At 58.9% G+C, this 14421-nt stretch carries 13 protein-coding genes and 3 pseudogenes; 3 read left to right on the forward strand and 13 right to left on the reverse strand.

Annotated elements, in window-relative coordinates; translation table 11 throughout:
* Positions 1 to 2: 2 nt before the first annotated feature.
* Together QN224_RS31680 and QN224_RS31685 are read right to left on the reverse strand one after the other, a co-directional pair.
* The gene (locus tag QN224_RS31680) at positions 3 to 884 is read right to left on the reverse strand and encodes a ribokinase (protein WP_283979897.1); all 882 of its coding nucleotides are present in this window, start codon (positions 882 to 884) and stop codon (positions 3 to 5) included.
* Positions 885 to 937: 53 nt separating this feature from the next.
* Positions 938 to 1870 carry a dihydrodipicolinate synthase family protein gene (locus QN224_RS31685; protein WP_283979898.1) on the reverse strand — a complete coding sequence of 311 codons (933 nt, stop codon included), beginning with the start codon at positions 1868 to 1870 and terminating at the stop codon, positions 938 to 940.
* Positions 1871 to 2051: 181 nt separating this feature from the next.
* Here QN224_RS31685 and QN224_RS31690 point away from each other — a divergent pair, with 181 nt between their 5' ends.
* Both QN224_RS31690 and QN224_RS31695 read left to right on the forward strand, forming a co-directional pair.
* On the forward strand, positions 2052 to 2453 hold the full coding sequence (locus QN224_RS31690; protein ID WP_283979899.1) for a hypothetical protein: 402 nt from the start codon (positions 2052 to 2054) through the stop codon (positions 2451 to 2453).
* 134 nt (positions 2454 to 2587) lie between these two features.
* Positions 2588 to 3115 (forward strand): annotated as a pseudogene (locus QN224_RS31695) (transposase); the annotation flags it as partial.
* A gap of 241 nt (positions 3116 to 3356) precedes the next feature.
* Here the strand turns inward: QN224_RS31695 and QN224_RS31700 are convergent.
* From QN224_RS31700 to QN224_RS31715, 4 genes are read right to left on the reverse strand one after another with little or no spacing between them, the layout of a single operon-like run.
* Positions 3357 to 3809, reverse strand: coding sequence for a hypothetical protein (locus QN224_RS31700; protein ID WP_283979900.1), 453 nt, complete (start codon positions 3807 to 3809; stop codon positions 3357 to 3359).
* On the reverse strand, positions 3806 to 5743 hold the full coding sequence (locus tag QN224_RS31705; RefSeq protein WP_283979901.1) for an AAA family ATPase: 1938 nt from the start codon (positions 5741 to 5743) through the stop codon (positions 3806 to 3808). The genes QN224_RS31700 and QN224_RS31705 overlap by 4 nt, the downstream gene beginning before the upstream one ends.
* A 3-nt stretch (positions 5744 to 5746) precedes the next feature.
* The gene (locus tag QN224_RS31710) at positions 5747 to 5935 is read right to left on the reverse strand and encodes a hypothetical protein (protein WP_283979902.1); all 189 of its coding nucleotides are present in this window, start codon (positions 5933 to 5935) and stop codon (positions 5747 to 5749) included.
* A complete protein-coding gene (locus QN224_RS31715; protein ID WP_283979903.1) occupies positions 5932 to 7902 on the reverse strand; it encodes a DEAD/DEAH box helicase family protein in 1971 nt (656 codons plus the stop codon). Before QN224_RS31715 ends, QN224_RS31710 begins: the two co-directional genes overlap by 4 nt.
* 88 nt (positions 7903 to 7990) lie before the next feature.
* On the opposite strand from QN224_RS31715, the gene QN224_RS31720 reads away from it, so the two are divergent.
* Positions 7991 to 8296 (forward strand): hypothetical protein, encoded by a 306-nt coding sequence (locus QN224_RS31720; protein WP_283979904.1) that lies wholly within the window; start codon positions 7991 to 7993, stop codon positions 8294 to 8296.
* Positions 8297 to 8470: 174 nt separating this feature from the next.
* Here the strand turns inward: QN224_RS31720 and QN224_RS31725 are convergent.
* From QN224_RS31725 to QN224_RS31755, 7 genes and pseudogenes are all read right to left on the reverse strand, one after another.
* Positions 8471 to 8808: pseudogene (locus tag QN224_RS31725) on the reverse strand (transposase); the annotation flags it as partial.
* A gap of 33 nt (positions 8809 to 8841) precedes the next feature.
* Positions 8842 to 9381 (reverse strand): annotated as a pseudogene (locus QN224_RS31730) (tannase/feruloyl esterase family alpha/beta hydrolase); the annotation flags it as partial.
* Between the two features lie 45 nt (positions 9382 to 9426).
* A complete protein-coding gene (locus tag QN224_RS31735; protein ID WP_283979905.1) occupies positions 9427 to 9801 on the reverse strand; it encodes a tannase/feruloyl esterase family alpha/beta hydrolase in 375 nt (124 codons plus the stop codon).
* Complete coding sequence (locus tag QN224_RS31740) at positions 9776 to 10189, reverse strand: tannase/feruloyl esterase family alpha/beta hydrolase (RefSeq protein ID WP_336621140.1); 414 nt, start codon at positions 10187 to 10189, stop codon at positions 9776 to 9778. The genes QN224_RS31735 and QN224_RS31740 overlap by 26 nt, the downstream gene beginning before the upstream one ends.
* Before the next feature lie 231 nt (positions 10190 to 10420).
* Complete coding sequence (locus QN224_RS31745; protein WP_283979906.1) at positions 10421 to 11950, reverse strand: AMP-binding protein; 1530 nt, start codon at positions 11948 to 11950, stop codon at positions 10421 to 10423.
* A gap of 30 nt (positions 11951 to 11980) precedes the next feature.
* Positions 11981 to 12811, reverse strand: coding sequence for a p-hydroxycinnamoyl CoA hydratase/lyase (locus tag QN224_RS31750; RefSeq protein ID WP_283979907.1), 831 nt, complete (start codon positions 12809 to 12811; stop codon positions 11981 to 11983).
* 70 nt (positions 12812 to 12881) lie between these two features.
* Positions 12882 to 14333 (reverse strand): aldehyde dehydrogenase, encoded by a 1452-nt coding sequence (locus QN224_RS31755; protein ID WP_283979908.1) that lies wholly within the window; start codon positions 14331 to 14333, stop codon positions 12882 to 12884.
* Positions 14334 to 14421 lie beyond the last annotated feature (88 nt).

The following is a 14421-nucleotide window of genomic DNA, read 5'->3' on the forward strand; positions in this document are numbered from 1 at the left end:
AATCATAGGGTCCTCCAATTGTCAGTTTCGGACGCGAAGGGAATGCTTGACTGACTGCCTGGGCGTGAGCAGGCTATTGCCGCCGCCTTCGAAGCTCGTCGCATTGCGTCCTCGAGAGAAAAGCCGCGATCTAAAGCCGCCGCAAGGACGCCGACGAAACAATCGCCGGCCGCGGTGGTGTCCTTCACATCGACTGCCATCGCCGAAACCCTGATCTCCTTGCCGTTCGTGACCGCTTCCGCACCCTCGCCCCCCAAGGTCCTTAGAACTCCCGTATTCAATCGCTTTGACAATGATCGAGCGGAGGGCTCGCATCCAAGCCACACCGCCAGCGTTTCGGCCTCGTCTTCGTTAACGACAATGAGATCGCAAAGGGACAGAATTTGAGGATCTAGCGGAAATGCGGGTGCAAGATTCAAGATCGATTGCGCGCTTGTTTCCTTGGCCCGCCGAACAAGTTTCGCGATTTGAGAAACGTCATTTTCCATCTGCATGAGGACAATCGACGCCTGCTGAAGAAGAGACTCATCAATGACATCGGAAGACGCGATCAAATTCGCACTCGCTGCGACGGCGATCATGTTTCGGCCCCCAGCGTCGATCAGAATTGAAGCACAGCCGGTAGGCTCGCGTACCCGCTGTACTCGGGTAACATCTGCCGTATCTTGCAGGTTTCGCAAAGCGATTGCGGCCATAGCATCATCGCCCACGGCCCCCACCATCACAACCGTGGCGCCATCACGGGCAGCAGCGACGGCTTGATTTGCGCCCTTGCCGCCCGCTTCTGTTCGAAAGTCTTTCGCTAGAAGCGTCTGGCCGGCTTGAGGTATCTCGCTCATCGAAAAGACGAGATCGACATTGATGGAACCAAATGTGATGATCATGGGTACATTCTTCGTGGGAACGCGATGCTCCGGTGCTACATCGCTCAAGATTGTTATCCGCGTTTGGCGATCGACTGCCTAAAGCGCTCGGTTCCTTCATGAATATGGTCGAGTAGCGTCACCACGGCCCAGTGCCGCTCTGCGATGTCGTAATCCGTCACGCGAGAGCGTGCGCTGGCGAACGTGCCAATCCGCGTGTGATAGGTTTTGGCAAGGCCAGGATACCCCATTGGCTCCGCCATAGCAGACAATGCCAGAAAGATTTCCAGATCTCGGCGCAGGTCACTATCTTCCGCCGCATGGCGATAGAGCCAAGCATAAAGATCTGGGTGAAAATTGGTAAAGACGCCTGAGAAGCCTTTCGAACCGGCACGCATTGCAGCCGCGGCGATGGCTGCGTTCGCGTTCACAACCGCAAGATCGGAGCCCTCGGCGAGAGCCACGCGACGCTTCACCGTCTCAATATCGCAAGAGACGTCTTTCAATGTCACAAAGCGGCCAGTGTCCCGGCAAAGCTTGAACTCGTCATCGCTGAGAAGTCGGCGGTACGGCGCAGGGCATTCATAGAGGCCAAGCTGCAAATCACCTGGCACCCAGCTCAGCACGGCATCGATGCTGGAACGAAAAGCCTCTGATCCGGCATTGGCGGTATCCAGCCGATTGGTAACGAGCACAAGCGCGTCGATACCGGTGTCGGCCATGGCCTTCAATTCGGCTCTCTGATCTTCCGTATTTTCACTTACATGGCCTGAAGCAATAACCGGAACGCGTCCTCGCACAAGGGATACTACCCTCGTCGAGAGCGCTACGCGCTCTTCAAGCGACAACCTTTGCATCTCGCTCGATTGGCACACGGCAAAGAGCGCGTCCGCTCCCAGTGCTATGTACCACTCTACAAGCCTTTCAAGCCCGCCCCAATCTATGCGGTTGTCAATCGTAAGCGGGGTGAGCATCACCGGAACGATGCCGTGAGCGTTTTTGGTCATCTTCGTACTTTCCAATGGAATTGTAAGTCGATTTCGTTTTGGAATTGAATTCCAATCTAGCGCGAAGCAGGGAGTAATGCAAGTGAGCGTGAAAAGATAGGAGGATGATGCGATAGTCTGGCATGGCCCCGACTACGGTTCGGAAGCACTGCAATATCATCCGAACGTGAAGTCGGCCGCGGTGGCAGGTCGCATTATCACATGCGTCGAGGTCGTCGACTGGAGCGGCAACGGAACACGAGACCTTCTCCTATCCGCTTGGGACCCCTGCTATGACGGTCGTGTGCTCTTACGCCGCCAAATTGGTACGAATGAAGATGGCAGCCCGATCCTCGGCAAGGAAGAACTCGTCGAAGGCGTCAGGGGTTATGTTACGGCCGTTCGCGACGGTGACGTTTTTCATTTGGTTTCAGCATCGCGTATGCGCAAACAAATCTATATCTTTCCCAACGTCGGGAAGAAGGGCGCCCCGCAGTTTGCAGACCCCGTGCGGCTTGATCTCGACGCTGACTGGGTCAAGGCAACGAGTATTTCCACATGGCCCGCTTCCACGACGTCGATGGCGACGGCGTCGCCGAATTGATTGTCGGCAGCGATTATTGGGATGATTACTGGCCGAACGGGCTAGAATGGAACGACGAAGGATATCGCGCATATGACGATGCCGGACTATGGCTGGGCGGCCCGTTGCGCGGCTTCCTCTATGCGTTCAAGAACAAACCCGGCGGGCCGCCGGAGCAGGCGCTCCGGTTCTTCGAACAGCTCTACCGGGTTGAAAGACAGGCGCGGGACAAAAAGCCGGAGGATGGCGAGACGCGGGCCGACAGCATTCGCCGCTTTCGCCAGTAACGGCCCACCCTGGCCGCTCTCAAGACATGGCTCGACGAAATCGCCCCGAAGGTCTTGCCGGACAGCAAGCTCGGCGATGCCGTCTCCTATACCCTGAACCAATGGGAATATCTGACGCGCTACACCGAAGACGGCAGCATGCCGATCGACAACAACCTTCTCGAACGCGATATCAGAGTTTTTGCCACCGGCAGGAAGAGTTGGCTCTTCAGCGATACCGCCGATGGAGCCAAGGCCAGCGCCGTCATTTATAGCCTCATGCTGACCTGCCGCGCCTCACGCGTCGAGCCATTAGCGTGGTTGCGCCACGTCCTCACCGAATTGCCTCAACGCACCGAAGATGCAGATATCACCGACCTGCTGCCCTTCAACTTCGCCAAAGCCTCACCGGCCTGATCAAGCCGGATGCCTTCCCATTCGAACACATTCCGTCGAAATCGCGGGCGTCAACGTGCAGAGAAATGAGCGTTTACGCTCCTCCTCAACTGGTTGAGGATGCTTGTGTGGCTGCTGCTGGCCTGGCGGCACAGCGAACCAAAACCGCGCGACGCTTAACGCCGGTCATTCTTCACGGTCGACAAAATCCTCAGGACGAGTTCTCCATGGAGGTTCCCGAGCCGGCCTTGATCAAGGTCGGCTATTGCGTGGTCGACTGCCAGTATCCATGGAAGGCTACTAGGAACTCCTCGACACTGGAGGGCGGCATCATCCGCTCCTGAATGAGGGCGAAACCTGCTAGGGCGTACTGATTGAGCAATTTGTTGCCATCAGCGCTCAACCGTGTTGCCGAAGTCGGATCGAGGAGCTTTATGATCTGCTGCTCGATGCCTGTGCGATCTTCTTCGCGGATCCCCTTGCGGTCGAGTTCAGCGTCGATCAATAGTCCTGCGAGGATGTCGGCCTGACCTTTGAAGTCGTTCGGATATTCGTTCAAGAACGGTTCGGCATCGAGTTCCTCGGAAGCGCCTACCTTGCGGGCATCGAGGCCTGCCATCAGACAGCAGTAATAAGCATCGAACATCAAGAATTTTGGCGGAGCGATGATCGATCGAAAGAAGATTCTGCCAGCTTGATTGAGGACGAAGCTCATATTCCCGCCTCCAGCTGGTGAAACGAGCGGAAGTCGTGCAATCCATCCTGCACTTGCGTTGTCTCCTCGTCCAGGCGACGTAGCGTCAAATACCGTACGCCTTCGCGATGATAGAAGGCATCCGCAAAACCCTCCCGTTCGCTAGATATGACGAACATGATCATCTGATCGAACAGATCAGGTATCAGTTCACCCACCTCCCGTCTGACGGCGGTGTCGAGTGACACTGCGGGACTGTCAACGATGAAGGGAAGTTTGTAGGGAGCTTCGCTGAGCAAGGATGTCAAAAACGCGTAAGCGACGGCGAGACTTTGACCCTCACTGACGCTCGACTTACTCACAAGTCCGCCGGATGTGAGCTCCAGAGATCCCCCGATGCGCGAGACGCGCAAGCTCTCGCTTGGGACGAATTTCGAAAGCTTGTCGTTGGTTGCGATTCGCACGCGCTCACGCAGTTTGTCGAGCGCGACTTTCGAAATCGCCAAGATCAGGCCTTTCATCCGCTCCGCCTGCGTGACGAACCGCAAGGTATCAGTGGCTGTTGCGAGCTTGTCTCGGCATCGGTTCACCTCTGCGTCGCAGAGAGGGATATTGTGCTCGTGGGTGAGTCCGAGTTGTTGCTGACGCAAACTGTCGCGCGTCGTCAGCTTCTCAATGCCGCTTTCGGCGCTCTCCAAATCTCGATCGGCCTGGCGTGCCTCGTTGCGCAGGCGCTCCATCTCCGTGTCACCGGCCTCAACCCGCTCGGTTTCAAGTTGGTCGTGCTGCATACGATTGCGATCGCGATCGCGCAGATGGGTACTTAGAGCTCGGATGACGGTGTTAAATTCCGTTGCGTCAGCACTGCTTTCTCGCAGGACCAGCTTCATTTTGTTGATAACGAGAATCTGGTCTTCCGCGAGATAGTTATCGGCACGCGCGAGGATTTTGGTTCGAATGTCGGGAGTGATGTGACTGCCGCAAACACATTCCTCCTGATCGGCGAGCTCTTTGAAGAATTCGGCCGAAATTGTCTTTGGCAGTTTGAGATGAGTCAGTTTTGTGCCAAGGCCCTGCAGGCGGGCCAAGATACGGCGATGGAGTTTGGCAGGCGTGCGAAGAATTCCCAAGCTCTGTGATGAGGTGTCTAAAACCGCAAGATCGATCTCCACGCGCTTCTCGTCGAGCAGTTCCTTGCGCTTTTTCAGGGCACTATCCTGCTCGATGCGCTCATTCATCTGCAATTGCAATTTTTCGCGGCGAGTGGTCGCCTCCTTCTTCTTCCCCTGCAGCTCTCGCAGCTGCGTGGCGAGGAGGGCGCGGCGTGCGCTGGCTGCATCGAAGGCGCGCTGCCATTGTGTTACGCCCTTGCGTTTCGTCGTTGTAGAAACAGCTGCCGCCCGTTGCTGTTGATCCTCCACCAGGCGCTTGATCTGAGGGAAGAGGTTGTCGAGCTGGTCGAGCCGGTAGAGCGTGCTGATCGCCGCGGCAGCGCGGTCTTTTCCAACGGCCCTTATTTCTTTGGCGAGTTCGCCGTCGAAGACGAATAGTCGGGTGAACTCGGGCGTGAACAGCCGCTTAAGCTCTTCGGGCAGAGATAGCCCGTCCGTCATCCCGCCGCCACGCTCTTCCGCACGTGCCGTTCGATACTGATAGGTTCCTCGGATGAAATCCAGCTTGAGTTGGATGCGATAGCGCTTTTTGTCGCTGCTGAGGGAGATTTCGAACAATCCGGCCTCGACATCGTCGGAGGCGCGTAGATCCCGCACGAAACTCTCGCTCAAGGGTTCGCCGGAAAAGACCGCTCGGAAAAGTGCCATTGTGGTCGTCTTGCCGGTGCCGTTCGGCATTTGGATCAGTGCCCAACGGCTTGAGTGGCTTTCAAGATGGATCGTCACGTTCCTAAGCCCGCCGCGCAGATTTTCGTAGCGCCATCCGAGGACACGCAACTCCATGAGCTATTCTTCCTCCGTAAGGGAAACGGAAATCAGACCAATGACCTCGCGAACATCGTCGTCGGTCAGGTTCCCGATCGTCGCATTTTCGACGAGCTTGCGCAGGCGGCGCTTGAACTCGTCGCTCTGATCGGTTGCCGACGCCAGCACTTCGGTAACGGCGGTCTCGATATCCTGATGCATTTCTGTCATGATGATTCGCCCTCTGGTTGATCGTTAGAGAAAAGGCGCCTATTTGCAATGGGGGTAGAAGGGCTGACGGCGGCGATATCGCGGAACCAGTCGCGACGGTCTTCGTCTGCGCTGAGTTCCCCCGTGTGGTCGTCGCCGGCGTCATCCTCAACCCGAATGAAATCGATGACGGTGGCGCGCTTGCCGGGGTTGGCGGGATCCGTGCGCAGGCATCGGCCGAGCCTTTGGACCGTCTCAAGTCTTGCGCGCGCTGACGCAAACAGCACGATCGTGTTGACTGACTGGATATCAATACCTTCGGAGATCCGGTGGCAGGTGATCAGGCAATCGAGCTCACCATTGGCAAATCGCACCAGGTTGCTTCGCTCGTCATCGCCATAATAGGTGTGATAGTCGATATGCAGCTCCATAAGGATGTTCTGCACGTAAAGCCCGTATTCGGCCGTTTCCACGAAGATCAGGGATCGCTGCAACGAGTTTCGATGGGCATGCGCATAGGTATCGAAGGGCGGAAGTTTTTCCTTCGACAGTTTTCGGATGCGGGCGATATCTTGATAAAGCGCCTCGATCGCCGGTGCATCCCCGGCACTCACCTTGGCGTGATAGCGCCGCACCGCCTGACGGATTGCGGCCCTGTCTTCATCTGAAAAATCATATGGGAGTTCGATATAGTCGAAGCCGCAAAGTATGCCTTCGCGAATGGCGTCCTTCAGTCCGAACTCAAAGATCACCGGGCCAATTTCGTCTTCAATGAAGCGGTTGCCGTCCTGATCATATTCCCGATCGGGTGTCGCGCTCAGTCCAAGCCGGTAAGCGAATGGCTGCAGCTTGCCGCTCAACGACGCAACGAGCGCGGGTGATCCGAGTCCGTGTACTTCGTCGCATACGATAAGCGCCTTCTCAAAACATGGCGTGCGCAATCGTGGCAGCACCGCTGCGAGGTGCTGCCGCGAGATCAATAGAATAGAACCGTCGGGGTGATTGAGATAGGATTGCGCCTCGTGATACTTTTCGTAAGCGCGGTAGACTGGGAGCACGCCCTGCTTGACGAGTTGCCGGTGCCATTGATCGAGCAGGTCGGTGCCGTGGGCGGTGACGACGACCGTGTTGATCAGATCGCGTTCCAACAACTCGTCCGAAATCGCGAGTGCGGTGCGGGTCTTGCCCGTACCTGTCGCCATTTCGAGGATGCCGTGCTTCGCTTTCAGAAAGCTTGCCATCGCCTCATGCTGATGGCGCCAACGGCTGTCTCCGCCCTGTTTCTTTGAAACGGGATGGTCGTAAGGACATTCTGTCCGGCCGGCAAATTCGATGAAGTTCCGGCGGACTGCGTCGGGCAGCTCGTAGATCCGAACATTGGCATCCCGGTTGTTCCAAAGAAGATCGAAGCGTGCCTGTTCCGCTTCGACCCGTTGCGCCTCGCGCCCATCCACCCAGGTATAATAGACGCTGATTGACTCGTAGTTGCGGAACGCTTTGGCGCTGTCGTTCGGCGATCCGTGAAACGCAACAGCATCGCCCACGGCATCGCGGAAAATACCGAACTTGTCGTGGAAATCGCCGTCGAGCTCGAGGGTTGGGATTGCGATGCGGAAATCGAGTAGACCATCGGCAGTCATCCATGCGAGCGCGGATAAAGTATTGTCGGAAAGATCGCGCTCGAGATCGGCAATCGCCAGTTCGAGCGCCTGGCGAAGCGCCGGATCATTGCGGGCATCGGCTCCTTCATTGAGTGCAGCGCTGTCTTCCCGATTTAGGATAGGGCTGGCAATCATCCGCACCTTGCCACCATTTCTCGCGAGAGCGGCAATGCCAGATGCAGCCATCTTCAACCAGTTGGACGTGAAGTAGCCGACGCCGCGGTCATAGGAAATCGCGCGCTCCAGAGCCGGGATGTACAACGCGTCGAGCAGCTTGTGTGTGGACGTTGAGAAGTGGGGCGTTGTCGGCAGGCTACGGAGGGTCATCTTTTGCTTTACCTTGCATGACACTAGAGCGAATCGAAGTAATACTAATAAATTCGCTCACCCATAGCTAAACGTGTGAGATCACTTGATGCAACGTCGAAAACCTGAAGATGCACCGGATAGGCAGTCGCCGCGGGTGGGCAGTAGCGATTTCGAGAGGCTACGATCTTTTTTGCTCGGCGTCATGTCGATGAGTCACGTCTACCAGCCGCTGATGATACGCACTATCTTGGCGGGAGGCGGCGCTGCGACCCGTCGACAGATCGCCGCAGCCTTTCTTGGAGCCGATCTCAGCCAGCTGGAATATTATGAACAGATCACCAAAGGATACCCGACACAAACGCTACGCAGCATGGCATCATTACGCATGACAGAGGTATTTATCGGCTCGTAACATCGGACGGTGGGCTTGGAGAGTGGGAGCGGGCCTCGCTGATCGCTTTGTGCGATGCAAAACTTGCAGATTATGTGGCCTCGCGTCAGGAGGCAATCTGGCGTCATCGCGCCCAAAACTTCGAGCCCGTCCCGGAACGGTCCGCTATGAAGTTATTATACCAACGTGCGCTGATCATGACCTGTGGGCCCATTCGCGCATTCCGATCGACATTATCTTCCACGGCTGACCGATGAGCTTGTTCCAAGCGCGGCAGCAGTGATCGACGATATCGTCGTAGTCCTTAAGACGCGGTTCGACAACCAGTTGTCCCTCATGAACTGCCAGAGGTTCTCGACCGGGTTCAATTCCGGCGACCGCGGCGGCAGAAACATCAAGGTGATGTTGTCCGGCACCTTCAGCTTCGGCGTGACGTGCCAGCCTGCCTGGTCGAGGATGAGCACCGCATGGGCTCCGGGATCGACGGCGTTACTGATTTCGGCAAGGTGCTCCTGCATCGCCTCGGTGTCGCAGTATCGCAGACGAAACTGTCTGCCGATTTTTTTATTTCCGCCAGCATAGCGTGCAACATGAGGATAGGGGCAAAGCTTGCGCGTGATACCCTGAAGATCTTCAGCCTCCTCGTTCTTTGGACTTACGCCCGCGACGACGGCGCCTGGTGCTTTGCCCTTCTCCACCCAATCCACAAGTGGAGAGAACATGTCGAAGTCATCTGTCGTTGGGCCGCGCGCGCCATGGTTCATTCCCGGTATCCAGTAGAACATGGCAAAACTTCTTGCGTTTCCGCCATTATTCGCATCCAACCTCTAGTACCACTTGGTCGTGTCGACGACCGAAAATACTGGATCGCTTACGCCGTGAAATACAATCATTTTGCCGCCGGCCTCCTTAAAACTCTTCAGATCAGGATCTTGCGTCCCGGTTGGTGTCATGAAGTCCATAGCCGATTCCGGGAAGGTGCCGTCGGTCGTGAAGATCTTCCCTGCGTCGGCGTCGAAATAATATCTGCGCCAGGGAAGGCGCGCCGAGGACGACCATTCGCGGCATTCCCCCCCCACTCCGGAACGCCGCTTTCCAGCTTCCACAACCGCCAGTTTGATCCGGCGACCCCACTATCCCAGTCCCAGGTGCTAAAGCTGCTCGCCGGCGGAATCTTGCGGCCCCATTGCGATCGTTTTCAGCGCTTTGACCTGCGCGGCCGACAGGCATGCAGACTGCCGGGTCGAAGTGCACTGCAACTTCGTCAGGTCGAAAGATGTTTGGCATCCGTCCACATCGGCGACGACTCCATCTTTCAGGCCGTCAAGATCGTCACAGCTCTCTAGGACCTTAGCGCCGACGAGGCCCATGTCCTCCTTGGAAAAGGCCTTCCGGATATCGGCGTTAACCGCCTTGAAAGCTTTGACGTCCCACGCATGCTGAATGGCCGCCTTGGGCAGATTGAACCCTGCATAGCCAACTATCAGCCCGTTAAATTCGCTAGGAATTCGCGCTGCAGCCACCATGGCATGCCGGCCGCCGTTCGACCCCCCGGCCGCCATAGGTAAACTCGACCTTGCGGCCATAGTAGGCCTCGGTCATCGCCTTCGCCACTGGCTGCAATATCTTCACCGCGCCATAGCCGTAGTGGCGACGCGCCTCCGGGTCAAAGCCAAACCGTGCGCTACCTACCATCCCCGCATCAGGATGGGCGCTGCCGTCATGACCTGCGTCACTCGACACTACGGCATACCCTCTTCCCAGAGCTGTGTCCCTACGATTCCCCCCAAGCAGCGGTCCAAAAGCTTCCTCGACTGAACCGTCATTTCCGCCGTTAAATTGGTGAACGAAGCGGCCGTTCCATTCATCCGGCAAACGCAGCTCGAAACGGATCTCATAGCGTTCTCCGTCCAATCCTGTCCGGCTGGCCGTTTGGCCACGTACCAGCAGTGATCGATAGGACTTTCCTCTCCTTTCGCGGCATGCGTGATCGAGGTTATTTCAATCTCGCGTATGCTGGCTGAGACACTGCGCTGGCCAAACAAAAGGTAAGAGATCCGTTTATGACAAATGCAATACTTGATACGGAATTAGTCATTGTACTCCTCCCTTTGGAATCCATCGTAATTGTGATGCCGCGGACGCCTACCGCCTGAAATCACTGCCGGGCTTCGAGCCGCACTCCTCCAGCGCCTCCTTGCGCAGTACATGTTTGATCACTTTTCCGGATCCGGTTCTTGGAAGCTCGTCGACAAAGCGGAATTCTTTTGGAACCTTGTAGCGGGCAATCAACGACTGGCAGTGATGGGCGAGTTGGTCACTGTCGAGGTCCTGCCCCGGCGCGGCAACGACGTAGGCGCGACCGACCTCGCCCCATCGCTCGTCGGGAATACCGACCACAGCTACCTCGCGCACACCGGGATGTTCCGAAAGCGCGGCCTCAACCTCGACGGGATAGATGTTCTCGCCGCCGGAAATGAACATGTACTTGCGGCGGTCGACAATCGTGATGTAGCCTTCTTCGTCGCGCCGCCCAATGTCTCCGGTGCGGATCCAGCCGTCCTCGGTGAAGCTGCGTTTACGTTCCTCCGGCCGGTTCCAGTATCCGCCGATCACGTTCGGACCGAAGACCAGGATCTCGCCCGGCGTGCCGTCAGTCACGTCTCGGTCATCCTCGTCCACCAGCCGCACCGCCGTCAGTGGCCCAGGAACGCCCGCGGCTCCCGCTTTGCTGCGCAGCAGGTCGCGCGAGAGTGGCATGCCAAGCGTGGTGCCGGTTTCGGTCATGCCGTAGCCATCCACCATCCGCACGCCACGGTCGAGCCACCAGCGGATGTGCGCCGCCGGATTGGGCGCGCCGCCGGTGAACAGCGCCTTGAGCTTCGTCCAGCGTTCGGGTGCGAAGTTTGGCGTCTGGCGCAGCGCCTCGGCCATTTGCGGCACGCAGAAATAGTGCGTGACGCCGAAGTCAGGGTTGCCGAGCCGGTCGTTGGTCTTTTCCGCGTCGAAGCCGGGAGAGACAATGAACGTGCCGCCGCGCAGCAAGGGCGGCCAGATCTGTGCGACGATGCCGATCACATGGAACATCGGGGTGTCGCACAGAAATATGCAGCCGGTGTCGACTTCCCCGAGCACGTTGAAATTTACCGCCGTGGCCAGAAGAAATCGGGCAGTGAGCAGCGCTCCCTTCGGAACCCCTGAAGTGCCGGAGGTGTAGAGAATGATGCAGGTGTCGCAGCCCGAATGCTGGGGACAGCGCGGCGCTGGATCGAAGGCAGACATTTCGGAAGCGAAGTAGGAGAAGCTGTAGCTCCGGCAACCCGGTGGCAGGACGGGAATCTCATCGTCGGTATAGAGAATGGCTGGGGTGCAGTCCTCCAGCAGGAGCCCCAATTCCTGCTGCGACAGCCGCCAGTTCAGTGGCACGAAAATCGCGCCGAGCCGCATCAACGCCTGTTGCAGGATGATCTGGTATACGCTGTTGCGAGCAAGGACGGCGATCCGGTCGCCTTTACCGATGCCCTCGTGATGCAATAGGGCGACTGCACGTTGGATATCCGCATCGAGTTCGCGGTAGTTCCAACGGCGATCGCTTGCAAGGTCAGTGCAGGCAAGCGAATCCGGTCGAAGGCGCACGTGCAGCGCTGCCGGATCGGGGCAAAAAAACTCCTTCATCTTTCTCCTCCTCCTGCCCTCCTCAGGGCGTCAGCGGGTCTGGCGATCCTTGTCGTAAGCGCCGAGACCCGGCCTGTAGGACTTCTCGTCGATGAACTGACGAATGCCCTCCTTGCGCCCTTCATCATCGAACGAGTTGGCGGCCTCCTGGGCGCGGACGAGGTAGTCCTCCGCCTCATCGTAGGTCATCACGCCGACGCGGCGCACGGCGTCCTTGGTGGCTTTCAGCGCCACAGGGTTCTTCTCGAGCAGCACCTTCGCGACCTCGGTAACCCGGCCCTTGAGCGCCGCGAGCGGCAAGCTCTCGTTGACGAGACCCCAATGCGCCGCGGTTCTCCCGTCGATCGGCTCGCCCGTGAGCGCATGGTACATGGCCTTGCGGAAGGACAGGAGCTCGACCGCGACCTTGGTCGCGCCGCCGCCCGGCAGGATACCCCAGTTGATTTCCGAAAGGCCAAACTTTGCTTCATGCGCCGCGAAGGCGAGATCGCAGGCGAAGAGCGGACCGTAGCCGCCGCCGAAGCACCAGCCATTGATCATGGCGATGGTCGGCTTCTGGTACCAGCGCAGCCGGCGCCACCAGCCGTAACTCTCGCGCTGCGACTTGCGGACGCCCTTGAGACCCTCCGCCTCCGTCTCGCGGAAATATTCCTTGAGGTCCATGCCGGCCGTCCAGGCGGCGCCTTCGCCGGTGAGTACCAGGACTCCCACATCTTCCCGGAACTCGAGTTCGTCGAGCACCTCCATCATCGCGCGATTGAGCGTCGGGCTCATTGCGTTGCGCTTGTCGGGCCGGTTGAAGCGCACCCAGGCGATGCGGTCGACGACATCATAGGCGACGGTGTCTATATCGTTGGCCATAGGGCCCTCCTTGCATGTGCATAGCCTCGGCCGGTCGGCCGGAACGGTTTCTACGAATCTGTTCGGCCGTTCAGAGCGGAAAGCGACCGGGCTCGGTCTCGATGGTGATCCAGCGCAACTCGGTGAACTCGGCGATGCCGGCTTTGCCGCCGAAGCGCCCGTAACCCGAGGCCTTGGTGCCGCCGAAGGGCATCTGCGCCTCGTCGTGAACCGTCGGGCCATTGATATGGCAGATGCCGGAACGGATGCGACGCGCCACCGACAGTGCCCGCGCCGCGTCGCGGCTGAACACCGCCGCGGACAGGCCGTACTCACTGTCATTTGCGAGGCTGACTGCGTCCTCCTCGTCTTTCGCGCGCAGGATGGCGACGACCGGGCCGAAGCTTTCCTCGGAATAGAGGCGCATGTCGGAGGTCACCTTGTCGACCACCTGGGCCGGCATGAGCACCCCTTCCGTAACGCCGGCCCCGGTCACCGTTGCGCCCTTGGCCACGGCGTCTGCGATCAGCGCCTCTACCTTGTCGACCGTGCGCACATCGACGACGGCGCCGAGCGGGGTCGCTCCCTTGCGCGGGTCGCCAGCCTTCAAGGCCCTGGCGCGTTCGGTGAACTTCGTCACGAACTCCTCGGCCACCTTGGGAACGACGATGATCCGTTCGGTCGACATGCAGATCTGGCCCTGGTTGAAGAAGGCGCCGAAGATCGCGGCCTTCACCGCCTCGTCGACGTCGGCGTCCTTTAAGACGAGGAGCGGCGCCTTTCCGCCGAGTTCCAGGAGCACCGGCTTCAACTGTCGGGCCGCACGTTCGGCGATGATGCGGCCGACCTTGGTGGAGCCGGTGAAGTTGATGCGACGGACGGCCGGATGGTCGATCAGCGCCCCGACGACGTCACCCGCATCCTCCGACGCGTTGGTTACGAGGCTGACCACCCCGCCGGGCAAGCCGCCCTCCTCGAGCGCCTCTACGATCAGCGCGTGGGTGCGAGGGCAGATCTCCGACGCCTTGAAGACGACGCCGTTGCCGCAGGCAAGCGGTGTCGCCAGCGCTCGCGCGCCGAGAATAACCGGCGCATTCCAGGGGGCAATGCCGAGCACCACGCCAGCGGGCTCGCGGACCGCCATGGCGAGGCAGCCCGGCTTGTCAGAGGGAACCACTTCGCCGGCGACCTGCGTCGTCAGCGCGGCCGCCTCGCGCAGCATGGACGAGGCGAGCATGACGTTGAAGCGAGCCCAGGCCTCGGTTGCGCCAATCTCGGAGGCCATTGCGGCGACGAAGGCGTCCCCCTTAGCGGCGAGCGCGTCTGCTGCTTTCAGGAGCACGGCGCGGCGAGCATTGGGCCCGAGCGCGGCCCAGGAGGGGAAGGCGGTCGCCGCCGCGTCGACTGCAGCGACCGCATCGGCAACGGTGGCCGCGGCGGCTTCGCTCGCCACCTCGCCGGTTACCGGATTCTGTCGTCGGAATGTCCGGCCGGTAGAGGCGGCATGTTCCGCCCCGGCAATACGCATCGACACGAAAGTCATTTGTCTCCTCCCAATGACGGTCGGCGAGGCTCGAAAGCTGCCGGCGAAGAACCGCTATGTCATATAGCGGATTGACTGTTATGTGACA

The sequence above is a fragment of the Sinorhizobium sp. 7-81 genome (assembly GCF_030124405.1).
Classification (GTDB): Bacteria; Pseudomonadota; Alphaproteobacteria; order Rhizobiales; family Rhizobiaceae; genus Sinorhizobium; species Sinorhizobium psoraleae.